This window comes from Leisingera sp. CC-HEC096, from assembly GCF_059429235.1.
Genome location: NZ_JCAIJS010000008.1, coordinates 70,430 through 93,813 on the forward strand (window position 1 = coordinate 70,430; position 23,384 = coordinate 93,813).

Sequence of the window (23,384 nt, forward strand, 5' to 3'; positions counted from 1 at the left end):
TTTCAGGTCTCAGCTGCGCGCCATTGCGGCAAAGGCGCCGCGGGCGGCTTGTTTGCCGGCGGTGAGGCCGTTCACCTTTTCGACGATGGCGGCGGCGTCGATGCCGTGGTGGCGGTAGAGGTCGCCGATGGTGCCGGTCTGGCCGAAATGTTCTACCCCCATCGGGATGGTCTGATGGCCCGCGACCGAGCCCAGCCAGGACAGGGTGGCGGGGTGGCCGTCGATCACAGTGATCAGCTTGCAGTGCGGCGGCAGGGCACCCATCAGGGTTTCGGCATGGGACTGCGCCGCGGCGTTGCCGCGCGAGCGCGCCCGCTGGGCGGCGGTCCAGCCGGAGTTCAGCCGGTCGGCTGAGGTCACCGCCAGCACGCCGACGTCGCGGCGCGCCTCGCCAATCATGCCTGCGGCCTTGATCGCCTCGGGCGCGACGGCGCCCTGGTAGGCAATCACTACCTCGCAGTTCGGCCCCGGCGGGCGCAGCCAGTAGGCGCCGTCGATGGTGCCCTGGCGGAAGGCGTCATCGGCGCGCTTGCCGGGCTGTTCCAGCGGGTTGGTGGTGAGGCGCAGATAGACCGAGCCGCCGGTCTCGTCGCGCAGCCAGGTGCGCTCGTCCGGGTCGCCCTCTCCGTCGCGCTGCACATAGTCGAAGGCCCATTGCATGATCACCGCCAGCTCATCCGCGAAGGCGGGCTCAAAGGCGGCCAGCCCGTCCTGGGACATGCCGATCAGCGGGGTGCCGATGGACTGGTGCGCGCCGCCTTCGGGAGCCAGGGTGACGCCCGACGGCGTGCCCGCCAGGATGAAACGCGCGTCCTGATAGCAGGCGTAGTTCAGCGCATCGAGGCCGCGGCTGACGAAGGGGTCATAGACGGTGCCAATGGGGATCAGCCGCTTGCCGAACAGCGAATGCGACAGGCCGGCGGCGCCCAAGAGCAGCATCAGATTCATCTCGGCAATGCCCAGTTCGATATGCTGGCCCTCCGGTGTGAATTCCCATTTCGCGGTGGAGGGGATGCGGTGTTCGATGAAGGCATCGGCCTGGGCGGTGCGGGAGAACAGCTTGCGCCGGTTCACCCAGGGGCCGAGATTGGTGGTGCCGGTCACATCCGGCGAGGTTGTGACGATGCGGTCGGCCAGCTGGCTGCTGCCCTTGGAGAGATCGTCGAGGATCTTGCCAAAGGCCATCTGGGTCGAAATCTCGCGGCCGGTTGGGGCGGCGATTTCGGGCACCGGCAGATGGGCGTCGGCATAGCGGCGGGTGCCTTGGGCAAAGAACGGCACTTCGGACAGGAATTTGCGCAGGCCCTCCGGGTCCTGAACGGTGGCGAGGGGATCCCACTCCTGGCCCTCAGGCACGCCCATATGCGCCTGCCACTGGGCGAACTGGGTGGAATTCATCAGGCCGCCGTGGTTGTCCTTGTGTCCCGCAATCGGCGTGCCCCAGCCCTTGACCGTATAGGCCAGGAAGCAGACCGGGCGGTCGTGGTCGATGGCGTCGAAGGTTTCGGCCATCGTCTCGACGCAGTTGCCGCCGAGGTTTTCCATCAGTGCCGCAAGTTCGGCGTCGCTGCGGCGTTCGATCAGGGCGGTGACGTCGCCCTGGTCGCCAAGGTCGTCGAGCAGCCGCTGGCGCCAGACCGCGCCGCCCATGAAGGTGAGGGCGGAGTATTCCTGGTTCGGGCAGGCGTCGATCCAGCCGCGCAGTTTCTCGCCGCCGGGCTCGGCAAAGGCGGCGCGCTGCAGCACGCCGTATTTTACCCGCACCACGTCCCAGCCGAAGGCGTCGAAGATCTTCTCGATCCGTTCGAACAGGCCCTCGCGGACGATGCCGTCGAGCGACTGGCGGTTGTAGTCGATGATCCACCAGCAATTGCGAAGATCGTTCTTCCAGCCTTCCTGCAGGGCTTCGTAGATGTTGCCCTCGTCCAGTTCGGCGTCGCCAACCAGGGCCACCATGCGGCCCATCGGGGCGTCTGCGCCCCAGCTTTTGGCGGTGATGTAGTCCTGGATCAGCGAGGCGAAGGAGGTGATCGCCACGCCCAGCCCGACCGAGCCAGTGGAGAAATCCACGTCGTCCACGTCCTTGGTGCGGCTGGGGTAGCTTTGCACGCCGCCGAAGCCGCGGAAGTTCTCCATCTTCTCCCGGGTCTGGTTGCCCATCAGGTATTGCAGGGCATGAAAGACCGGCGCGGCGTGGGGTTTCACCGCCACCCGGTCCTCGGGCCGCAGGGCGGAGAAATAGAGCGCCGTCATGATCGAGACCATCGAGGCGGAGGACGCCTGATGCCCGCCCACCTTGATGCCGTCCGCCTTGGGGCGGATGTGGTTGGCGTGGTGAACCATCCAGTGCGACAGCCACAGCAGCCGCTGTTCGATGGTCTTGAGGTGGGCAGGATCGGGGCGCATGGCGGTCTCCTTGAGGGGCGGTTTACTCGGCGGCCTGAAGCGCTGCGGGGGGCAGGGCCTGTTCCAGGTCGGCGATGATGTCGTCGGCGTCTTCCAGCCCGACGGACAGGCGGATCAGGCCGTCGCTGATGCCGTGTTCGGCGCGCTCCTCGGGCGTGTAGGTCGAGTGGGTCATCGACGCCGGGTGCTGGATCAGGGTTTCGGCGTCGCCCAGCGACACCGCGCGCTGGATCATCTGCAGGCGGTTCATAAGGGCGATGCCGCCGGCCAGGCCGCCCTCGGCCTCAAAGGCGATCATGGCGCCGGGCTGGTCCATCTGGCGTTCCGCGATGGCGCGCTGTTCAAAGCTGTCGAGGCCCGGGAAGTACACTGCGCCGACGGCGGGATGCGCCTCAAGATAGGCGGCGACGGTGCGGGCGGTGGCGCAGTGGCGGTCCATCCGCAGGTTCAGGGTCTTGATGCCGCGCAGGATCAGCATCGCGTTGAAGGGCGCCATCACCGCGCCGGTCATGTCCTTCATGCCAACCAGGCGGATCTCGGCGATCTGCTCGGCGGTGCCCACAACCAGACCGGCCACCACATCGCCGTGGCCGCCCAGGTATTTGGTGGCGGAGTGCAGCACGATGTCGGCGCCGTGTTCGATCGGGCGGGTCAGGTAGGGGGTAGCATAGGTGTTGTCGACCACCACGGTGGCGCCGGCCGCATGGGCGATCCCGGCGGTGGCGGCAATGTCGACCAGCCGCATGTTGGGGTTGGCCGGGGTCTCGAAATAAACCACGCGGGTCTTGTCCGACACCGCTGCGCGCAAGTTTTCCGGGTCGGTCATATCGACGTGGGTGATGGTGACGCCCCATTTCGCCAGCCCGTGGCGCATGAAGGCGAAGGTGCAGCCGTAAAGGGTCTTGTCGACGATCACCTCGTCGCCCGGCGAGAGCAGCGTCCATAGAACCGCGGTGATCGCGCCCATGCCGCTGGAGAGGGCGAGGCCCGCCTCGGCGCCCTCAAGCACTGCGATGCGCTGTTCCAGCAGGTCGCAGGTGGGGTTGGAGATGCGGCTGTAGATATGGCCCTGACGCTCGCCCGCGAACATCTCGCCGCCGGCTTCGGCGGTTTCAAAGGTGAAGGTCGATGTCAGGTGCAGCGGCGGGGTCAGCGCCCCGTCGTGGTCCTGAGGGTCATAGGCGTGGTGAATTGCGCGGGTGGCAAATCCTGCGGAACGTTTCATGTCGGGCTCCTGATCTCTGTTATTGCCATATTGCGCCTGTCCGGAGGGTGATGGATTGCCAATTATGCCAGTATGACGATAGCTTTTGGCAGAATCTGCCAAGCGGGGACCTTATGGACAGCAAAGACAGACAGATCATCCGCGCCTTGCAGCGGGACGGGCGGATGACCAACCAGGATCTGGCCGAGGCGGTGAACCTGTCGCCCTCGCCCTGCCTGCGCCGGGTGCGGAACCTGGAGGCGAGCGGTGTGATCCGCGGCTACAGCGCCGATGTGGACGCCGCCGCCTATGGCATGGCGATCACCGTCTTTGTGCGGATCCGGCTGGAGCGGCACAATGAAACCGACGTGCAGAGCTTTGAAGGCAAGGTGCGGCGGATGGATGAGGTGCTGGAGTGCCATGTGCTGACCGGGGCGATGGATTACCAGTTGCGGGTGCTGGTGCCGGATCTGGAGGCTTATGAGAGCTTTATCCGCAACCGCATTCACCCGATTGGCGGCATTGCCTCGATCGACACCAGTTTCGTGTACGGCACGGTCAAGAAGACGGCAGTGTTCCCGCCGGCCTCCTGACCGGTTGGCAGGGGGGCGTCAGAAGCCCTCCAGGACGATCTTGCCGCGGGCCTTGCCGCTTTCCAGCAGCGCGTGGGCGCGGGTGACGTTGGCGGCAGTTATGGTCCCGAAGGCCTCGGTTGCGGTGGTCTTGATGCGGCCTGCATCGACCAGTTCTGAGACCTCGTCGAGGATGGCGCCCTGGCGGGCGATGTCCGCGGTTGTGAACAGCGAGCGGGTGAACATCAGCTCCCAGTGGATCGACACGGATTTGCCCTTGAAGGGCATGATGTCAAAGCTTTCGGGGTCGTCGATCAGCCCGAAGCGGCCCTGCGGCGCGATCAGCTCTGCGATCTGCGGCACGTAGCTGCCGGAGTGCTGGGTGGCAAAGACAAAGGCCGGGGCGCCGATGCCAAGGGCAGCGATCTGGTCCGGCAGGGGTTTGGTGTGGTCGATCACGTGATCGGCGCCAAGCTCCCGCACCCAGTCCTGCGTTTCGGTTCGCGAGGCGGTGGCGATGATGGTGGCATCCGTCAGCTGTTTCAGCAGCTGAATGGCGATGGAGCCGACGCCGCCTGCGCCGCCGATGATCAGAACCGCATTGGCCGCGCCGGGCACCGGGCGGGCCACCTCCAGCCGGTCGAACAGCATCTCATACGCGGTCAGCGTGGTGAGCGGCAGCGCCGCGGCCGCGGCATTGGCGGCGCTCGCCGGGGCGCGGCCCGCGATGCATTCATCCACCAGGTGGTATTCGGCATTGGTGCCGGGGCGGTCGATGGCGCCGGCGTACCAGATGCGGTCGCCGGGTTTGAAGCGGGTGGCGGCCCCGCCGGTTGCGACGACCTCACCCACCGCGTCCCAGCCGAGTATGGCGGGGGTATCGCCGTCGGGCGCGCGGTTCTGGCGGATCTTGTAGTCCACCGGGTTGACCGAGACCGCCTGAACCCGGACCAGAAGGTCGTGGCCTGCGGGTTCGGGCTTGTCCGTCTCGAAATCAATCAGCGCGCCGGGGCGGTCGATGGGGCCGGTGCTGGTGTAGCCTACAGCTTTCATCATTTTGGTCCTTCCTTGCGTGGTCTCAGCCGATCAGGGTCATTTCGTGCAGGGTGAATTCGGCCACTGCGCCCTCGGTGGCGTCCATGTAGGCGGCCAGATGCGGGGCCTGCATGTGGGTCTGCCACAGCTCGCGGCTCTCCCAGGTTTCATAGAACATGAAGTGGGCGGGGTTTTCATTGTCCTGGTGCAGATCGTAGGTGATGCAGCCCTCTTCGGCGCGGGTGATGGCGATCAGCTTTTCCAGCTCGGCCTTCACCAGATCGGTCTTGCCGGGGTTTGCGGTGATGTTGGCGACAATGGTCAGGTTGGGCATTGGCTTGGTCCTTTGGGTGTGTCGATTTGCTGAGGGGAAGATACGCGCTGGTGATTTCCGGATAAACGGGCCAAGTTCGGAATGATAATCCGGAGAACCCGTATAATGCTGATCGACAACATCCGCCTGTTCCTGAAGATTGCCGAGAAGGGCAGCCTGGTAGCGGCCGGGCGCGAGCTGGGGCTGTCGGCCACCACCGTGTCAGAGCGGCTGGCGGCGCTGGAGGCGCATTACGGTGTGGTCCTGTTCAACCGCACCACCCGCTCGATCAGCCTGACGGAGGCGGGGCGGACGCTGGTGGAGGGTGCGCGGGTGGTGCTGGGAGAGGTCGACGATCTGGATGCCCGCATCCGCCACGGGGCGCAGACGCTGTCGGGGCCGGTGCGGGTCAGCGCGCCGGTGGATCTGGGCCGCAGCATCGTGTCGGATGTGGTGGCGGAGTTCGCTGCCGCGCATCCGGCGATCTCCATCGAACTGTCGCTGTCCGACGGCTATGTCGATATTGTCGGCGAGGCGTTCGACATTGCGCTGCGGTTCGGCGCGGTGACCGACAGCACCCTGCGCATCCGCAGCCTGGGAGAGTTTCAGCGGATTGTCTGCGCCGCGCCCTCCTACATCGAGGCGCATGGCGCGCCGGCGAAGCCGGGCGATCTGGCGGGGCACAACTGTCTGGTGATGCGGTTCGGGCGGACCCTGGACAACGTCTGGCGCTTTGGCAGCGGCAAGGCGCAGCAGGCGGTGACGGTGCGCGGCAACAAGACCGTGAATGACGGCTGGCTGGTGCGGCAATGGGCGCTGGCGGGGCAGGGGATCATCCTGAAATCGGAGCTGGATGTGGCGGGCGACCTGAAGGCCGGGCGGCTGGTGGCGTTGCTGGAAGACTATCTGCCGCCGCCCAATCCGCTGCAGATGATGTTCCCGCCGGGGCGCGCGCAGCCGCGGCGGGTCCGGGCCCTGGCGGAGGCGATTAGCGCGGCGCTGGCGGTCAGGACTTAGCGCGGGCGCTGGCCCCGGCCCGGTTTCAAATGCCAAATGGCCCGGTCTGTGCTACTATCCGGCCCCGGGGGCATGCGGGCCGGACTGTCCGGCATCGTGCCCAGGAGCGGCTCGCCTTACCACCCCCAGGGAGAGTCAGAATGCCAAGATTTATCGTGACCGGTTGCTATACGTCCTCTGCCATGAAGGCGATGGTCGAAAGTCCCAGTGACCGCGAGGCTGCGTCCCGCGCTGTTGTCGAAGCGGCGGGCGGCACCCTGGAGAGCTTCTATCTGACCACGGGGGAAAGCGATTTTGCCATCCAGGTGAACATTGACGATGTGTCTGCATTGCTGGCGGGGCTGATCGCGGCCGGTGCCAGCGGCGCGGTCAGCAACCTCAAGACCGTGCGCGCCTTCACCTCGGGTGAATTCACCGAAATGCAGAAAAAAGCCGGCAGCATTGCAAGCGCATACAAGGCGCCAGGCCAGTAAGCGAAACCTGAGCCGGGTTTTGTAATCTGACAGATCTATTGTGCGGAAGCCGCCTGCGATCAGTGCGCGGAGGCTAGAGGGGCGCGCTTCCGGGGGGCCTTCCCCGAAATTTCCGCTGGAGGGGCGGCGGGCTGGCGCGCGCTGCCCCTAAAGTGCGGGTGTCTTCGGTGCGGGTCAGATAGGTTCCAGTTCGCGCCAAATGGTAGCGAGTCGAAATAATACTTGCATAATGTAGCGAGTCGAAACTAAAAGGAGTCATCACAAACTGAACCGGAGACTCTGGCAATGCGGATTTCAATCATTTCGGGCGCGGCGCTGATGCTGGCCGCAGGCGCGGCCCTGGCGGATGACGGCCACGCCCATGCGGTAAATCAGGAGGGCGCTGTCCTGTCGGCAGCAGCGGAGGGAACGCGGGCGGCCTTTGACATTCTGGCGGCCCATGCCCACCGCAACGGCAACCTGGTGACCTTTCACATGACCACCAACGGCGGCGCAGGCGCCGAGGTGCCGGAGGCGGCTGGCGCCGTGGGCGGGGCAGAGGTGCTGTCCTATGTCTGGCCGACCTCGCTGGACCCGTCGGCAGTCGGTTTTGAGGGCGGCACCGGTATTCTTGCGCTGGCCGCGACCAGCCATCCGGATTTCGACGACACGCCGCTTTATGACGAGAACGGGGATGGTGACCCGGCCAATGACGGGGTGGTCTGGCACAGCCATTGGGTGGTGCTGACCCCAACAGAGGCCTGCGGCCCCGGCGCGCTGGCGGTGCGGGACATTCCGGAAGGCGAAACGCCCAAACTGCCCGCGACCTGGCCCGGATTCCCGATCTTCCTTGACAGCCCCGGATTTTCGCCGGTGTTCGACGGGCCGGAAATTGCGGTGACGGCAGCCTTTGGCCGGGACGTGGCGCTGGAGGGCGCGGCCTATGACGGGGTGACGGCGGCCTTGCGGGTGAACGCGAATATCCACGCGCCGCTTTTGTGCGTGACCGATGTGTTCGATGTGGCCTCTGGCGACCTGAGCCTGCCGGGCAAGCTGTGACATCTGCTGCCCCGGCGGCCCCTTTGGCGGGCGGGCCGGGGCAGCGTTTCTGACTGAGCGGAGATAAGGAGAAAGACATGCCCGCCCCCGAACTCGATACCGTGCAATGGTTCAACAGCCCCGGTCCCGTCACCCTGCAGTCGCTGCGGGGCCGGGTGGTGGTGATCGAAGCGTTCCAGATGCTGTGCCCTGGGTGTGTCAGCCACGGGTTGCCGCTGGCGCAGAGGGTACGAGCCGCCTTTCCGCAGGACCGGGTGGCAGTGCTGGGCCTGCACACGGTGTTCGAGCACCATGCGGCGATGACGCCGGTGTCGCTGGAGGCGTTTTTGAAGGAATACCGGATTACCTTTCCGGTGGGCGTTGACCGCCCCGGCGACGGGCCGCTGCCGCGCACGATGGAGGCCTACGGAATGCGCGGAACGCCGAGCCTGCTGCTGATCGGCAGAGACGGGGAGCTGCGCGCGCATCACTTCGGCGAGGTCCCGGAGCTGCGGCTGGGGGCGGAAATTGCCACGCTGATGGCGGAAGGCGCACCAGCGGCGGCGGGCACGGCGCCGGACGGGGCCGTGGACGGCTGCGGCCCGTCGGGCTGCACGGTCTGACCCGCGCCGGGCCGGGAGACATCAGGAGAACAGGGCGTTCCAGGTTTCGATCAGGCCGGGAACAGCTTCGGGCGGCAGGGCCAGAAGCAGGAGCTCCTCTTCGTGCGCCGCCGCCAGAATGCGGATTTCAGGCGAGACCCGCAGCAGCGTGCAGTCCGGCTTGCGGGCAGGCATTCTGGCCGAACCCGGGCGGGTGGCGCTGGCAGCATAGGCGCTGCGGACCGCTTGCAGCTGATTGAGCAGGGGCGCGGGACCGCCGGTGTCCGGTGCTTGCCCGCTAGGCCCGCAGTGGATCCATGCCAGCGCGTGTTTTGCGGCAGCGGCGCGGATGCTGCTGAGCGGGCTTCGGGCAGGGGCGGCGAGTGCTTCCTTCAGCATTTCCGGGGTGCAGCTCCCTGCGCCCTCCGGAGCCTTGCAGGGGCGGCGGCGGAGAGAGAACCCGGCGCCTGCGGCCTCCGCCTCCAGCCTGCTCAGCCGGGCGGCAAACAGCCGGGCGGCGGCGGCGGGATCCTCCGGCGCGGCGCCCGCCTCCGCCGTGCCCATCAGGGTGAGGCCTGCGAGCCTGCGGTGGGCTGCGATGAGAATGGCGGCGGGGATCTGGCCGATGCAAAGGGTGATCTCGCGCGGCAGCATTGTCTCCCCGATCTCGCGCAGCACAGCGGGCAGCAGCGGTTCCCGCCCCGCGGCGGCGTGCTGTGTGCGGGCGGTCAGCGCCTGCACCGGCTGCGCCAGCTGCCGCAGCGCCTGGTGCAGCGCGTCCGGGGCGGGCTCAGCGCCTTGGATCTGGCGGGCGGGGCTTGTCATCCTGCCCCTCCGTTCAGGCTGGCCAGCAGTGTGCGGGCCGGGGCGGCGAGGCGGGCGGCGGTGTCTGCGTCGCTGCAGACGCACAGCAGCGCGTCGCCGGATCCGTCGGCCGCGCGGATGCAAAGGCGGGCTTCGCCCGGGGCAAGCATCAGGATGTCATCGGCGGGCGGGCGGGCGGCCTCCGGCCCGGCCTGCACCGCGGCGTCAAGCAGCAGGAAGCTGCGGCGGGCCTGCTGGCAGAGCGCGTCGAGGTATTCCTGCGGGTGGCTGGCGGCGCTGCTGCTGCGCAGGACGATGCTGGCGCCCAGATCGCCGAAGGCCGCCAGGCGGCAGCCCTCCGCGCTTTGGCGCAGGGTGTCGAGCTGGCGGGCAAGCGTCAACTTGGGTCTCCTTTTCGGCGCAGGCAATCCGGGGCGGCAGCGGCTGGCATGGCGGTATCAGTCTCCGGCAGGCTGGGTTTCAGGGCGGTCGCGGCCCGGACGCTGGCTGCGCTTGGCCGGAGGAGCCACGCGGCGCGGCATCACCCGGCTGACGGGATCGGCGCTGCCGGCCCCCGCCTGGGCCTGCACCTGTGTCTGCGGCTGTACCTGGGCGGCGGCTTCGCGCTTGCTGCCGAAATCCAGCACTTCTGCGCGCGGGCCTCCGCCCGCTTGCGGTGCGGCTTGCGCGGCAGGCAGGGGCAGAGCAGGGGCTGCGGCCTGGACCGGGCGGCGGCCGGGCTCTTCCCAGTTCAGCAGCAGGTCCACCAGATATTCGACAAAGCGGTCAGCGCCGCTGGTCTTCCAGGCCTCCATATCCTCGCCCGCGGTCAGCGCCTGGCTGAGCGACAGCGGGAAGATGGCGTTGAAGGCATCGCCGGTTTCCTTTTGCACGCGGCGCAGCACGCGGTCCCGGTCGCGGGGATTGCGGAGCTTGTCGAAGTGGGTGATCAGCAGGGTGCTGGGGCCGCTGATACGGCTGGAAATCTCCTCCCACGCCGCGGCCTCGGACTGGCGCCAGGCCTGGGTGGCGTGGGTGCACCAGATTACGCTGTCGGCTTCGGGCAGCAGGTTTTGCCAGACACTGGCGGGCATGTTGGGGTCGGAAATGCCCGGCATGTCGATCAGGTCGCACAGCTCCAGCGCCTCGGCGGGCAGGGTCAGGCGGATCAAAGCGGTGCTCTCCAGCGGCGCATCAGCGATGTCTTCGAGCGGCACCGGAGTATCGCTGCCATCGGTGCCGATGATGCGGGCACCTTCGGCCCCGTGCGAAAGCCAGACCGGGGGCAAGCGGGTGGCGGTGACGCGGGTGGGCAGCGGGGCGCGGCCGGCCAGCAGGTTGGTGAGCGTGCTTTTGCCGGCGCTGAATTCACCCATCAAGGCCAGGCGCGGCTTGCGCGCCGGGGCCGCTTCCGGGGCGAGGGGGGCGGTGATGGCGGTTTGATAGGTCATGCGGTGAAGCTCCTGAGGGTTTCCAAGGCATTGGCGGTCCGGGACTGGCGCTGGCGGGCCTCCTCGCCGGCGAACAGCGCCTGCATGTCGCCGCCGCCGCGGCTGCAGTCAGCGATTTCCAGCAGGATGTCGCGCTGTTCGTCCAGAAAGGCCTGCAGCCGGGCGAGGATTGCGGCGCTGGCCTCTGCCGTCTGCACGGTCTTGAGCTGGGTCATGAAATCTTCGGTCTCGCCCTCGATCAGGCTGCGGAACTGCTTTGCAAAGGCCTTGTAGCCGCGGGTGCGGCGCCACCAGGAGGCCCACCAGCTGTCGTTGAAATCCATTGCAATGGACTGCGCCAGGGCGACGGGGGAGGCGGGCTGGGGCACCTCGGGCACCGCCAGCTGGATGCCCTCGACCGCCGGGCCGAAGCCGTCAAAGAGCAGCTCGGCCACATCCTGCACGGCGGCCTCATAGCGGGTCTGCGCGGCGGATTGCAGGCGGCTGGCCATGACGGAATAGGCGGAGCGCAGCAGCATCCGCAGCCCGGCCGGGTCGTACTCCCAATGGCAGTCCTCGCCCCATTTCTCCAGATGGTCGATCAGCGCGTGGGTGGCGCGGTCTGTAAAGGTGGCGTGCGCCCGGTCAGCGCGGTCGCGGAAGGCGCCGAGGACGACTTCTATCTCCGCCTCCAGCGCTTGCAGATGGGATTGGCACAGATCCTCAAAGGCGGTGCGGACGTCGTGCATGCTGGCGCCGCCGCTGCTGCCCTCGCCTTGCACAAGGACCGCGTTGGCGGCCTGCTGGCCGGTGGCGGCGGTGGTCGCGGAGGCGGCAATGCGCGCCAGCAGCGGTGTGCCGAGGTCGGCGGCGATGCGTTCGGAGACAGCGCGGTTCAGTGCCGGGATGCCCGACAGCTCCCACACCATGTTCTGGGCAGTGGCCTTGGCGTGGGAGGCGTTGACCGAAGCCTCGGCCCAATTCAGGAGCGCGGCGGAGCTGGTTTTGTCCATGTCCTCCAGCCCGCCGGTCAGCACCTTATTGGCCCAATAGGCGCTGCCGAACAGGATCGCGGCCTCCTGCGGGCCATGGTGGTCGGCAAGGGTCTGGCGGATGCTGGCCTCAATCTCAGCGATCTGATTTGCGGGGTCGGCCAGCTCGTCGATGCGGTTGACGAAAATCACCACCTCGCGCGATTTGAGATTGGAAATCATCCGGATCAGCCCCATGTCGACCGAGGTCAGCGCCTGGCCTGCCGACAGCACAACTACGCAGATGCGGCTGTCGCGGATCGCCTGGATGGTGATTTGCTCGCGCATCATGAAGGTGTCGTTGACACCCGGCGTGTCGCGCAGGCAGAGGCGGTGCGGCACAGCCCGGCAATTGAGGTAGAGGTCGGCGGCGCGGGTTATATCGGCAAAGCGGCCCTGTTCGTCCAGCGCGCCCGGCTGCTCGTCGCCGAAGTCGTCGCCGAGGCAGATGTAGCGTTCGATGAGGTTCTTGTCGAAATAGCCGTATTCGTGCTTCTGCCCCATCAGGAGCTCGAACTTGCGGCCCAGCCGCTGGCGGGAGCGTTCACGCATCTCCTCGATCTGGGTCCGGATCTTCTGCAGCTCGCTGTCCGCGCCTGCGCGGCCCGCCATCTCGCCGATGCGGCCGCCCTTGTTGAGCAGCCGGTCCCATTCCTCCTCGGTCATGAACTGGAAGCAGGCCTTGTTCTCGGTACGGGTCTCGCCAGGTTCCAGGTGCAGCGAGGTGACAACCGAGGTCCAGGGGTTCACATCAGACGGCAGCAGGTCGGCCCAGCCCGCCATCGCGTTGACCAGAGAAGTCTTGCCGGATTTCACCTGCCCCAGCAGCGTGACGCTGGGTTCAAAGGTGCCGAGCTCCGCCTGCAGGCGGGTCAGGCTGCGCCGGACCCGCTCGCCCGACACACCGGCAAGGGCGGCCAGCGCGGTGTCCAGCCGCTGCGCCCTGCGGGCAAAGGCCGCCAGCGGCTCCAGCCCGGCGTTCAGGTTGGTCGGCCGCGCAGAGGCACGGATGTCGGTTGCACTCTCGATCTGGGCTTCCATGTTCATGGCTTGGTCTTCTGTTCCTGCATCGGCTTGTTTCTTGGGCGCGTTTCCGGGCGGCTTTATCCGGGCGGGTCTTCGGCAAGCTCCTTTTTCAGCTGGAAAAGCAGCGTCACCGCGTCGATGGCCGCGTCTTCGTCCTGTTCCAGCTGACACAGCATCAGGAGCTCCTCGCCGTCCTGGGCGGCCTCTTTTGCAGCCGTCAACGCGGCGCTGCCGGGCAGGGCCTCCAGCGAGGCAGACAGGCCGCGGATCAGATCCATGCATTGTGCCAGAACGGGTCCCGCCTGCGGGCCGCCGACGGCTTCGGCCTGGGCCAGCATGTCCTCGGCGCCGGTTTGCAGCTGGTCCAGCGCGGCCGCCAGGCTGGCGGCTGGAGCTTGCTGGGTTTCAGCGGTTGCGGCCGCGGGAGCGGCTGTGTCTGCCAAGGGCTCTCCGCCGAACTGGCGGATCAGCAGCTCAGCCTGATCCGCGTCCGAGGCGCGGCCCAGGTCGATCTGGCGCTTTACATCATCCGCAAGCTGCTTGCCGCCGCTGGAGCGCCAGAGGTCTTCCGCCGGGGCGTCGGCTGCCTGCGCCGTCAGCCCCTGGATCGCGGCCACAGGGTAGACGCCAAGGAACTCCTCTGCGGCCACTGGCTCCAGCGCCTCGATCAGGCCGGAGAGGGCACCGCGCATGATCTGGCGGTCGGCCATGGTGAGGACCAGGAAGCTGTGGTCCTTGGTGCGGTCGGGCATGGCCGCCCACAGGGACTGATCGGCCTCCGGGAAGGTTTCGCTGCACCACAGGACGATGTCTGCCATGGCAGCGGCCTGCTGCAGTGTCTCCTGCTGGCGGGCGGGAGGGCCGGACAACGGGATTTCGGTGTAGCTGTGGGTGCGCAGCCGCGGGTCGGGCAGATACTGGCGCGCCCGCACCGCGCCGGGCGGCACCGCAGCGTTTGCCAGGCAGCCCGCCTGCTGCAGGCGTTCGCCCGTGGCGGTTTCAAACTCCACCTGTTCCTGCGGCCCATGGCAGATCCGGGTCAGCAGGCCGGCGGCGTTCCTGCCGGTCACCACCCTGCCCAGAAGCATGTCGATCAGCGCCGATTTTCCGCTGCCCGGTGCGCCGGTGACGGCCACCTGCACCGGCTGGCGCAGGCGCTGCAGCAGCTGGCTGCCCCAGCCGCTGACGTCCGAAGGCAGCAGGCCGGAGCTGAGGGTGTGCTCCAGCTGGCCTGCAAGCGGGGTTATGTCTCTCTGGGGCAGGCTCACACCGGTGCATCCGTCTTGTTGCGGCTGGCGGCGGGCGCGGCGGACCACGTCGCAGAGGCCAGCAGGGTGATCACGCGGCGGCCGGCGCGGGGGCGGGGCGCCGCGGGCTGCTGCTGCGGTGCCGGAACGGGCTGTACCGGATCCGGGTCCGTGGCGTGCGGGTCGAAAGGCTTGATGACGCAAAGCGCGGCGTTGTCCTGCTCCGGCGCGTCCAGCGCCTCCAGCCGCTGCATCAGCACCGCTCCGATGCGGGCGCTGGGGCTGCGGTATTCGGCGGCCAGCACGGCAGCGATTTCGTCTTCCGGCAGGAATTGCAGCCCGTCGCTGGCGGCCAGCACGATATCGCCAGCCTGCAGGCGCACCGGAGCGCTGCGGCAGTCGATGCGGGGGATGCCGGCGCCGGTGAGCACCGAGGTGACGCAGTGGCGGTCCGGGTGGCTGGCGGCCTCTGCCGGGTCCATGCGGCCTTCGGCCACCAGGCCGTCGAACTCCGCCGCCATCGAGTGATCGGCGTTCAGACGGATCAGGCGGCCATCGCGGAACAGGTAAAGGGGCGAGTCGCCGGCCGAGATCCAGTAGAGCCGGTCGCAAAACAGCACCGGCGCCAGCAGGGTGGCACCCATGCCGCGGGCCTGGGGCTGGTGGCTGGCGTATTCGCCGAGACAGGCGTCGGCGCCGCTGGCGGCCTGGTGCAGCACCGCGCCGATGGCCTGCTCCAGCGCCGCAGGGTCCCCGGCCTGCAGCTTCAGCTCGCTGAACACCTCGGTCACCACGATCCGGCTGGCGATGTCGCCGGCCGCATGGCCGCCCATGCCGTCGGCCAGCACCGCAAAGCCGGTGCCGGTGCCGGCCGGGAAATCGGCTGCCACCGCGTCCTCCTGACGCTCGCGGCGGCCCTGGCTGATGGCCGTCGCGGCGTCGTATTCGACCTCAGCGGAGCGCAGCATCTGCGGCATCGCTCTGTTGCGGCTGGTCCCAGCCGAAGTCCGCGCCGCACAGGGGCACGAAGCGCAGGGTGGTTTCGCCGATCCGGATCACGTCGCCCGCCGCCAGCTCCTCGGTGCTGAGCACGGGGCGGCCGTTGCGGCGCACCAGATTGGCCTTGCCGCCGTGGCCGATGAAGAAGGCTTTCTGCTCCGGGTCAAAGGCGATCGCGGCGTGGTTGTCGCGGGAGATGCTGTTGTCGCCGAAGTCCAGCCGCACGGTCTGGTCCTCGCCGCGGCCAATGACCGTCACGCCGCTGAACAGGGTGAAGGCCGCGCCGCGGCCCGGGCCCTGCACGATGGCGAGCCAGCCGACCGGGAACTGGGTGTAGCCGGGTGCCGTGCTTTCCGAGCTGCGGGCGAAGGGGTCGCTCCCGGCCGCCTGGGCAGGGCTGAACCCCAGAAGGCGGGTCTTGACGCGGCCCGCGCGGCTGGCGCCGCGGCCCATCGAGGGCGCGGGCACGTCGATGGGTGCGGCGGCGGGGGCCTGCGGCGCGGCTGCTGGCGGGGCTTCCGGTGCAGGCTGAGGCTCAAGAGCGGGCGCAGCCCGACGGGCATGGGGTTCAGGCTGGAGAACACTGGCCTGCTGAGTGTCCTGTGTGCGGGCAAGTTCCGGTTCAGGCTGCAGTGCCGGGGCAGGGGCCGCGGGCGCGGGTTCGCCGTCGTCGGCCGCGGTGTCCAGTTCCCGCCCGGCGGCGTTGCTGCGCGTGAAGATCCGGTAGGGCTTGGCGGTGTCCTCTGCCGGCTCTGGCGGTTGCAGGCGGCTGAAATCCGGATCCGCGCCAAAAGGATCCGCCGTATCTTCCTCCACTTCTACTTCATCCTCCTCCGCTTCTGCTTCCTGCAGGGCATAGAAGTCCTCTTCCGGCGCTTTCACAGGCTCCAAGTGCGCGCGGTCATCGTCCGGGGTGTCGAAGAAGGCGGCAGTGTCCGGGTACTCTTGTGCTGCGGGCTCGGCGGCCTGCGGCTGTTCGCGTGCGAAAAAGGCGGCAATGGCGTCCTCGTCCGGCGCAGCCGCAGTCAAACCATCGAGGCCATCCTCCGGGTCCACTTGCGGAAGAGGCGTCGGCGCCGGCTGCAAACCGCCAAAATCCTCCGGCAGGCCTGCAGCCGCGGCAGGCGTTGGGTCTGCAGCCGGGTCCGGGTCCAGCCGGAAGCCGTGGCCGAGGCTGAGGGGGGCGCTGCTGCAGGTATCCTCCGCGGGCGGCTGCACGGGTTCCGCGATGGCCGTGGTTGGGCCGTCCAGGCGGACCCGTTCCCGCTTTTCACCGATGATATCCTTGATGAACTTCATACCCATTCCCTTCAATTCTTAACCGTTTGCGGGCTGCTGCCCTGCCGCCCGAAGAGCCTGCGCAGGCGGCTGGCGAAGGCTGGCTTGTCCTGGCGCAGTCCTAATGCCGGGTCCGCCGGATCGCTGAGCGGCACAGGGGCTGCGGCAGGCGGCTGCTGCGCAACCGGGGCGATTTTCTTGCGCCAGGCGATTGCGTCCTCTTCCTCCAGCCAGGCCTCCAGGTCGGTGACCGGCTCGCCGAAGATGTTGACCAGCGGGCGGCGGGGCTCTGACGGCGGGGCGGCAGGCGGCGTCTGCGTCTGGCGGGCAGAGCGGGGCAGGCGCGGCGTGAGGCTGCCGTTGGTCTTGGCAACCAGCTCGGCAATGGCCGTGACGAGACTGCCGCCGTCTCCGGCGGATACGGCCGCGGCAGTATCGGCTTGCGGGATTGCGCTGTCCTGCGGCGCGTCTTCCTCTGCCAGCGCATCCGCCCAGTCGCACGCGCTCTGGAACCGTTCCGCCGGAAGCACCGACATCGCCATGTCCACGGTCGCCAGCAGCGCCGGATCAGCGGTCCACGGTCCGCCCAAAAGCGGCCGGCAGGGGTCAGGGGTGCCTCCCATCAGCGCCGCCAGACGCTGCTGGCTGGAGGCGGGAGGGGCGCCGGTGATCAAGTAGTAGAGCGTCGCGCCAAGGGCGTAGAGATCACAGGCGGGGCGCTGTGGCAAATCGGGGCTGTAGAGCTCATGGGCGGAATAACCGTCCTTGACCGCCAGCAGCATAGGCAGTGCGGTGCCGTCATCGGGTGTGCTGCCGCAGGCAGCGCCGAAATCGATCAGCGTCACGGTGCCGTCCTTGCCCAGCAGGATGTTGTCCGGCGAGATATCGCGGTGCAGCACGCCCAGCCGGTGCAGACAGTCCAGCGCCTCCAGCGATTGATCCAGAATTTGGCGCAAGACCGGCCCGGTCAGCCGCTCCGGCTGTTCCTCGCGCACAGTGAGCAGATCCAGCCCGTCAATGAACTCCATCGCGATATAGGCGGTCTGGTTCTCCTTGAAGACCTGGTGCACTCCGACGATGGCCGGGTGGCGCGCACGCGCCAGCAGATGCGCCTCGCGCAGGAAGGCGCGCAGCACGTTGCGGCAGGATTTGGCGTGTTCGGGAGCGCTGGGTTCCACCTCGGTGCCGGCGCGGCGGCAGAGACCCGCCGGGAAGCACTCCTTGAGCACGACGCGCCGCTCCAGGCTGTCGCGGGCCAGGTAGGTGATCCCGAAGCCGCCGCTGATCAGCGGCCGCTCGATCTGGTACTGGCCCTGCAGCAGTTTGAAGCCGCTGGGCAGTTCGCAGGCCGGCGCCGGATCGGCGGAATGAGTGTCGTGCGGCACAGCGTCAGTCCCTCGTGGCAGTGCAGGATCCGGCCGGATGGCGCGGAGTTGCCTTCACGCTGAAAGCCAAATGCGGAATGTTCGCGGCGCTTTCCGGGCAATTGCGGCAGAGCTGCCCGATTTTGGCCGCATTTGCCGGGAAAGGGCTGTAAACATTGGGTTAAGGGGCGGCCGGCGACTTGCGTTGAAGTTAGTTAAACTGGCACCCAATACGGTGGAAAACACGGCTGGCAGGCAGCACGGTTTGACAAGGCCGGGCAAGCGGCGCGGCGGAGATGCCGGATTGGGCGAGTGCTGATGATCTGTGCGGTCAACGGTTCATAAAGCGTTGCAAAAATTTGCTTTTCCACTTCTGGTGTTGCGGTGGAAGCCCATTGATTCGGCTAAGGCGAGCGCTATAGTGCTGCTGATAAGGGGAACGGTTCCGTGGCAGACGTCCAATATCAGAACTTGCGTGTCAGGCTGCGCGGGGACACGCGGCAATGCCATGTGGCCTTGGATGATCATGTGACCCGGCTGGACCGGCAGGGCGCTGAGGGCTATGCGCGCTTTCTGCTGCTGCAGTGGCGGCTGTTTGCGGCGCTGGAGCCCGTGAGCCGTGACGCGGCCTGCGCGCCGGTCATCCGCGATTTGAAACAGCGGTCAGGAGCGGACCTGGAGCGGCTGCACCGCGCCGCACCGGTGCCTGCGCTGCCGCTGATGCCGCATCCGCTGGCAGTGGATTACCTGGTCTCGGGCTCACGCCTGGGTGCGCAGGTGCTGCGCAAGCGCTGGCTGGACCGCGGTTTGCCGGAGGTATCGCGGGCCTGCGCCTATCTGTCGGCCCCGTCCTATGCAGAATACTGGCGCGGGTTCGTGGCCCGGGCGGAAAAGCTGCCGGGCGAGGGCGCCGCGGCTGACCGGATTGTCAAAGATTGTACCCGGCTGTTCGAATTTTGCTTAGAATGTATTGCTGCTGAGTCGGCTATTGGGAGGGCGGTTCATGCCTGACAACACATCCGGCGCTGCCAAGGCGCAGGTGGATCTGACCACATGCGATCAGGAGCCGATCCACATCATCGGCCATGTGCAGAGTTTCGGCTGCCTGATTGCAGTTTCCGCCGACTGGATCATCGCCCATGCTTCTGCCAACTGCGGCGAAGTCCTGGGGCTTGACGATTCCGGGCTGGCGGGGCGGCCGGTGACCGATATTCTTAGCCCGCAGGCCTTGCACGACCTGCGCACGCGGATGCAGATGCTGCGGATGCAGCAAGGCGCTGTGCGGGTTTTCGGCTATGACCTGCGCGGCGACGGACAGCTGTTTGACGTGTCCATCCACATGTCCGGGCGGTTGTTTGTGCTGGAGTTCGAACGCCGGGGAGCGGATGCCGGGGATGTGCATGATCCGGGCCTCGTGCAGGCGCTGATTGGCCGGATGCAGCGTTTCAATAAGCTGGAAGGCATGGCCCAGGAAGCTGCGCGGGGCCTTAAGGCGCTGAGCGGCTTCAGCCGGGTCATGGTATACAAGTTCGAAGAAGACGGCAGCGGCACGGTTATAGCGGAGGCCCGCGATTCCGGAATGGAGCCGTTTCTGGGCCTGCGCTATCCGGCCAGCGACGTCCCCAAGCAGGCGCGGGCGCTGTACGTGCGCAGCCTGCTGCGGATTATTCCCGACGCCGCGGCGCCGGTCTATCCTGTGCTGCCGGAAACAGATCCCAACGGCACCCCGCTGGACCTTTCGCTGGCGGTGACCCGGGCGGTCTCTCCGATCCATCTGGAGTACCTGAAAAACATGGGGGTTGCGGCCTCGATGTCGGTCTCCATCCTGCGCAACGGCCAATTGTGGGGGCTGTTTGCCTGCCATAATGACAGCCCGTGTTACCTCAGTTATGAAAAGCGCACTTCGGTTGAGCTGTTCGCGCAGCTGTTCAATTATGAGCTTGCGCAGATGGAAATGACCGAGGAGCTGGGCGATATTGACCGCTCCCGGGCGCTGCACGACCATCTGATGCCGCAGCTTTCAAGCGGTTGCAGCCTGTTTGAAGCCTTTGACGAACTCTGCACCGGAATCGGGGAAGTCATCCCGTTTGATGGTGCTGCGATTTACTCGGACGGCGAGTACAAATCCGTCGGCTCCGCCCCGGTAGAGGAAGAGTTCCTGGGGCTGGTGCGGTTTCTGAACACAACGCCGCCCGGGCAGGTCTACTCCAACAGCAACCTGATTGCGCGCTATCCCGGCACCGACGGGTTTTCGGACCGAGTGGCAGGACTGCTGGCGATCCCTGTCTCGCGGACACCGCGGGATTATTTCGTTCTGTTCCGGCGCGAAGTGGTCAAGTCAGTGACCTGGGCCGGAAATCCCGAGAAACCCGCCGAACCCGGCCCCAATGGTCTGCGGCTGACGCCGCGCAAAAGCTTTGAGGCCTGGCAGGAGGTGGCGCGCGGCCATTGCCAGCCCTGGAAACAGCGCGAGCAGCGCACCGCCGAAGCGCTGCGCACAACCCTGATCGAAGTGGTGCTGAAGCTGGCGGATGAAAACAATGCCGCCCGCAAGCGCGCCCAGGACCAGCAGGAACTGCTGATCGCGGAACTGAACCACCGGGTGCGCAACATCCTGAACCTGATCCGCGGGCTGGTGTCGCAAGGCAAGGAGTCGGTGAAATCCGCCGACGCCTTTGGTGAAGTGCTGGACGCGCGCATTCACGCGCTGGCACGGGCGCATGACCAGCTGACCGGGTCGGAGTGGGACTGGAATACGCTGCACGGGCTGATCGGGACGGAAACCGAGGCTTTTCTGGCCGGCAAAAGCAGCCGCGTGTCAATTGATGGCGACGCGCTGGAATTGTCGCCGGCGGCCTTCACCTGCATGGCGCTGGTCATACATGAGCTGGTGACAAATTCGGTCAAATACGGCGCGCTCAGCGATTCCTCCGGACGGGTGGAGATCCGCACCGCCCTGAACGCCGATGGCACCGCTGCTCTCAACTGGTGCGAGCACGACGGCCCGCCGGTGAAAGCGCCGGAGCGCAGGGGCTTTGGCACCACGCTCATTGAGCAATCCGTGCCGTTTGAGCTGAAGGGGCGGGCGGACGTGAAATACCGCGTCACCGGGCTGGAGGCAGGCTTTGTGCTGCCGGCCCGCCATGTGCGGAAAGCGGAAAAGCCTGAGGCTGCAATGCCGGCAGCGGCGGCGCAGCAGTCAGGGGTGGTGCGGCACCTGTCCGGCGGCGCGCTGGTGCTGGAGGACAACATGATCATCGCGATGGATGCCGCGGACATGCTGACCCAGCTGGGCGCCGAAAAGGTGGAGACGTGCAGCGGGGTGACCACCGCATTGAACCTGCTGGCGCAAGGCGGCACTCAGTTTGTGCTGGCGGACATGAACCTGGGGTCCGAAACCTCGCTGCCGGTGGTGGAGAAGTGCCGGGAGCTGGGCATCCCGGTCGTGCTGGCCACGGGATATGGCGAAACCGAAGATGTCATCACGCGCTTCCCGGGTCTGAAAATCTTGAAAAAGCCCTATACGGTTGAACAGCTTAGCGGGGTTCTGGAGGCGATGGCCCCAGCAGGCGGCGGCGGCTGACCGCCGGGCGCGGGCTGCTACTCCTTCTAAATCGAACAGGCCCGCCGGGGAGTACCGGCGGGCCTGTTCGTTCGCGGCTTGCGACGCTTTCCCGGGTCAGGCCACGTCGCGGAAGTTTATCACGCGGTGGATGCCGACGTCCGGTTCGCTCACGTCGTCGCGCATCGCGGCGTTAAGCATTTTCAGCCCGACCAGGATCGGGTTGGAATCCGAGGCCCAGATCGCTGCCTCGCGCGGGGTCAGTTGCAGCAGGGTGACCTTGGGATCCTCGCGGCCCTTCTCGAACCACGCGGCCACCGGCGGGCTCCACAGGCTGTCGAGCTTCTCGTCGCTTTCGTAGACCACGATCGGCCCCTTGACCGAGGCGTGGTAGTCGCCCTTTTGGGACTGATAGGCAAAAGTGGCCTCTGCGCCCAGGCCCACTGCGGCCACCAGATCGGTGTCAGCGGAGGTGATGAACCATATCTCGCCGCTGTCGGGGTCGGCAAAGTGGCTCATCGGCTGCGGGTGCTGGCTGCTGCCGTCCACCGACAGCATGCCGGTGCGGGTGTCCTCCAGGCGTTTCCAAAGCTGGGCGGCGGCGTCTGCGTCACTGTCAGGTCTGCGGGCCATGTCAAATGCTCTCCAGCATCCGGTCCACGGTCTGGCGGACATCGTCCTTGGTTTTGCCAAGCCGCTGTTCCAGCAGCCCTTCGAGCTTCTGGCGTTCGCCCTTGGTTTCTTCCAGCTCGTCGTCGGTCAGCTCGCCGTAGGTTTCCCGCAGGCGGCCCTTGAGCTCGGTCCATTTACCGGTGATGCGGTCGTCGTCCATGTCGTGTCCTCCTTGGGAAATTGCGGTGGGCCGCCGCGTCGCGGCGGCGGCAAAGGGAGAACGCGGCGGAGGCCGCGAAGTTCCGTTTTTTCCTAGTATCTTTGCAACCCGGCCGGGAGGAGCCGCGGAATGGCTGATTACCAGACCAATTCCGGCAGCACGGCGCACTGCCGCCCGGGAAGGGGCAGTTATTCGCCCAAAAGCTGCATTACCGTGTCCAGATGCGGGGTTGCAAATGGGCGGCTAAGCATCGGCAGGGCCTTCAGTTCCGGCTCTGTGGTGTCGCCATTGATCAGAATGATGCGCCACTCCGTGGCCATGGCCGACTGCAGCCAGTCGCGTGCCTCCGGATCGCTGAGCGGGAAGCCAAAGAACACCATGTGAGGCACGCGCGCGGTGAATTCCAGCGGGTTGGCCAGGCCATCCAGGCGGGTCTCGCTGCTGACCGCCGGATACCCCCGCCGCAGCAGGTAGTCGCTGATGTCCGCGGCTTCCAGCGCGTGTGGGGTCAGGATCAGAACGGGGGCGTTTACGCCGGCGGCTTTAGTGCTCATTGGTCTTCCTCAAAATTTTTTGAACGCGAGGAATGGCACCTTTGCGCGTTGGTGCGCATTAAACTGTGACATATCAGAGGGATGAAAATTCAGCGTGCGGCGACGGTGCGTCCCGGGCCCGTGCGGTTACGCTCTTGCACCGGCAGTTTGCTGCGGCAAAGACTGGTCACGTCCCGGTTTCCATGTGCGGGGCATGTATTTCATCGGGAGGATGCGGAATTGAACCGCGACATGACATGTTTGGCCCCGCGAGGGGGGGGCCGGTCAGGGGCGCGCCGGGCGCTGCTGGCGGGTTTGCATTTATTAATCCTGCTGGCGGCGCTGTGCCTTGGCGGCACCGGCGCTCAGGCACAGACTTCGGCGGATCCGGTGCAGACCGATGGCCGGATCGAAGTGGGAGAGGCGGCTGTTCGCGACAGTGAGATCCTGAGCCGGATCGAGAAGCTGCTGGCGGAAATCGAGGGATACGGGTCGGTGACCGTGTCTGTCTCCGAAGGCGTGGTCCGCATCACCGGCGAGGTGATCGACAACGCTGCCCAGGACCGGCTGACGCAGATCATCAACCGGGTGGCCGGGGTGGTGGCGATCGAAAACGAGACCCAGATCAGCGGCACCCTG

23 protein-coding genes are annotated in these 23,384 nt (G+C 66.9%); 8 read left to right on the forward strand and 15 right to left on the reverse strand.

Annotated elements, in window-relative coordinates:
• Positions 1-9: 9 nt before the first annotated feature.
• The gene (locus AC5STI_RS22145) at positions 10-2,406 is read right to left on the reverse strand and encodes a thiamine pyrophosphate-binding protein (RefSeq protein WP_495448383.1); all 2,397 of its coding nucleotides are present in this window, start codon (positions 2,404-2,406) and stop codon (positions 10-12) included.
• 22 nt (positions 2,407-2,428) lie between these two features.
• A complete protein-coding gene (locus AC5STI_RS22150; RefSeq protein WP_495448384.1) occupies positions 2,429-3,631 on the reverse strand; it encodes a methionine gamma-lyase in 1,203 nt (400 codons plus the stop codon).
• A gap of 113 nt (positions 3,632-3,744) precedes the next feature.
• Here AC5STI_RS22150 and AC5STI_RS22155 point away from each other — a divergent pair, with 113 nt between their 5' ends.
• The gene (locus tag AC5STI_RS22155; protein WP_475054392.1) at positions 3,745-4,203 is read left to right on the forward strand and encodes an Lrp/AsnC family transcriptional regulator; all 459 of its coding nucleotides are present in this window, start codon (positions 3,745-3,747) and stop codon (positions 4,201-4,203) included.
• 18 nt (positions 4,204-4,221) lie between these two features.
• Here the strand turns inward: AC5STI_RS22155 and AC5STI_RS22160 are convergent, their stop codons facing one another.
• Both AC5STI_RS22160 and AC5STI_RS22165 read right to left on the reverse strand, forming a co-directional pair.
• Positions 4,222-5,238: a zinc-binding alcohol dehydrogenase family protein gene (locus AC5STI_RS22160; protein WP_495448385.1), complete on the reverse strand. Its 1,017-nt coding sequence runs from the start codon at positions 5,236-5,238 to the stop codon at positions 4,222-4,224.
• 22 nt (positions 5,239-5,260) lie between these two features.
• Positions 5,261-5,551, reverse strand: a complete 291-nt coding sequence (locus tag AC5STI_RS22165) for a putative quinol monooxygenase (protein ID WP_490399684.1) — start codon at positions 5,549-5,551, stop codon at positions 5,261-5,263.
• A 105-nt stretch (positions 5,552-5,656) separates the two neighbouring features.
• On the opposite strand from AC5STI_RS22165, the gene AC5STI_RS22170 reads away from it, so the two are divergent.
• From AC5STI_RS22170 to AC5STI_RS22185, 4 genes are all read left to right on the forward strand, one after another.
• On the forward strand, positions 5,657-6,547 hold the full coding sequence (locus AC5STI_RS22170) for a LysR family transcriptional regulator (protein ID WP_495448386.1): 891 nt from the start codon (positions 5,657-5,659) through the stop codon (positions 6,545-6,547).
• Positions 6,548-6,687: 140 nt separating this feature from the next.
• Positions 6,688-7,020, forward strand: a complete 333-nt coding sequence (locus AC5STI_RS22175) for a GYD domain-containing protein (protein ID WP_495448387.1) — start codon at positions 6,688-6,690, stop codon at positions 7,018-7,020.
• Between the two features lie 285 nt (positions 7,021-7,305).
• A complete protein-coding gene (locus AC5STI_RS22180; RefSeq protein ID WP_495448388.1) occupies positions 7,306-8,058 on the forward strand; it encodes a hypothetical protein in 753 nt (250 codons plus the stop codon).
• Positions 8,059-8,135: 77 nt separating this feature from the next.
• Entirely contained in the window at positions 8,136-8,660 is a 525-nt protein-coding gene (locus AC5STI_RS22185) for a redoxin domain-containing protein (RefSeq protein WP_495448389.1), read from the forward strand.
• A 21-nt stretch (positions 8,661-8,681) separates the two neighbouring features.
• Here the strand turns inward: AC5STI_RS22185 and AC5STI_RS22190 are convergent, their stop codons facing one another.
• Genes AC5STI_RS22190 through AC5STI_RS22225 form a run of 8 tightly spaced genes read right to left on the reverse strand, consistent with a single transcriptional unit; the run spans position 8,682 to position 17,839 of the window.
• Entirely contained in the window at positions 8,682-9,464 is a 783-nt protein-coding gene (locus AC5STI_RS22190) for a hypothetical protein (RefSeq protein ID WP_495448390.1), read from the reverse strand.
• On the reverse strand, positions 9,461-9,844 hold the full coding sequence (locus tag AC5STI_RS22195; protein ID WP_495448391.1) for a hypothetical protein: 384 nt from the start codon (positions 9,842-9,844) through the stop codon (positions 9,461-9,463). The genes AC5STI_RS22190 and AC5STI_RS22195 overlap by 4 nt, the downstream gene beginning before the upstream one ends.
• Positions 9,845-9,901: 57 nt before the next feature.
• Positions 9,902-10,894, reverse strand: coding sequence for a dynamin family protein (locus AC5STI_RS22200; RefSeq protein ID WP_495448392.1), 993 nt, complete (start codon positions 10,892-10,894; stop codon positions 9,902-9,904).
• Entirely contained in the window at positions 10,891-12,951 is a 2,061-nt protein-coding gene (locus AC5STI_RS22205) for a dynamin family protein (protein ID WP_495448393.1), read from the reverse strand. Before AC5STI_RS22205 ends, AC5STI_RS22200 begins: the two co-directional genes overlap by 4 nt.
• A 56-nt stretch (positions 12,952-13,007) precedes the next feature.
• Positions 13,008-14,198, reverse strand: a complete 1,191-nt coding sequence (locus AC5STI_RS22210; RefSeq protein ID WP_495448394.1) for a hypothetical protein — start codon at positions 14,196-14,198, stop codon at positions 13,008-13,010.
• Complete coding sequence (locus AC5STI_RS22215) at positions 14,195-15,145, reverse strand: PP2C family protein-serine/threonine phosphatase (RefSeq protein ID WP_495448395.1); 951 nt, start codon at positions 15,143-15,145, stop codon at positions 14,195-14,197. Before AC5STI_RS22215 ends, AC5STI_RS22210 begins: the two co-directional genes overlap by 4 nt.
• Positions 15,129-16,475, reverse strand: a complete 1,347-nt coding sequence (locus AC5STI_RS22220; protein WP_495448396.1) for an FHA domain-containing protein — start codon at positions 16,473-16,475, stop codon at positions 15,129-15,131. Before AC5STI_RS22220 ends, AC5STI_RS22215 begins: the two co-directional genes overlap by 17 nt.
• A gap of 11 nt (positions 16,476-16,486) precedes the next feature.
• Entirely contained in the window at positions 16,487-17,839 is a 1,353-nt protein-coding gene (locus AC5STI_RS22225; RefSeq protein WP_495448397.1) for a serine/threonine protein kinase, read from the reverse strand.
• A gap of 426 nt (positions 17,840-18,265) precedes the next feature.
• On the opposite strand from AC5STI_RS22225, the gene AC5STI_RS22230 reads away from it, so the two are divergent.
• Both AC5STI_RS22230 and AC5STI_RS22235 read left to right on the forward strand, forming a co-directional pair.
• Entirely contained in the window at positions 18,266-18,829 is a 564-nt protein-coding gene (locus AC5STI_RS22230; RefSeq protein WP_495448398.1) for a biliverdin-producing heme oxygenase, read from the forward strand.
• Positions 18,822-21,401, forward strand: a complete 2,580-nt coding sequence (locus AC5STI_RS22235) for an HWE histidine kinase domain-containing protein (protein ID WP_495448399.1) — start codon at positions 18,822-18,824, stop codon at positions 21,399-21,401. The genes AC5STI_RS22230 and AC5STI_RS22235 overlap by 8 nt, the downstream gene beginning before the upstream one ends.
• A gap of 96 nt (positions 21,402-21,497) precedes the next feature.
• On the opposite strand, the gene AC5STI_RS22240 is transcribed toward AC5STI_RS22235, so the two are convergent.
• The 3 genes from AC5STI_RS22240 to AC5STI_RS22250 form a co-directional block, all read right to left on the reverse strand.
• Complete coding sequence (locus AC5STI_RS22240) at positions 21,498-22,013, reverse strand: pyridoxamine 5'-phosphate oxidase family protein (RefSeq protein WP_475054422.1); 516 nt, start codon at positions 22,011-22,013, stop codon at positions 21,498-21,500.
• A 1-nt stretch (position 22,014) separates the two neighbouring features.
• Entirely contained in the window at positions 22,015-22,212 is a 198-nt protein-coding gene (locus AC5STI_RS22245; RefSeq protein ID WP_475054424.1) for a CsbD family protein, read from the reverse strand.
• 188 nt (positions 22,213-22,400) lie between these two features.
• Positions 22,401-22,766: a hypothetical protein gene (locus AC5STI_RS22250; protein ID WP_495448400.1), complete on the reverse strand. Its 366-nt coding sequence runs from the start codon at positions 22,764-22,766 to the stop codon at positions 22,401-22,403.
• Between the two features lie 294 nt (positions 22,767-23,060).
• Here AC5STI_RS22250 and AC5STI_RS22255 point away from each other — a divergent pair.
• The coding region (locus AC5STI_RS22255) for a BON domain-containing protein (RefSeq protein WP_495448401.1) at positions 23,061-23,384 on the forward strand (324 nt) is incomplete at its 3' end.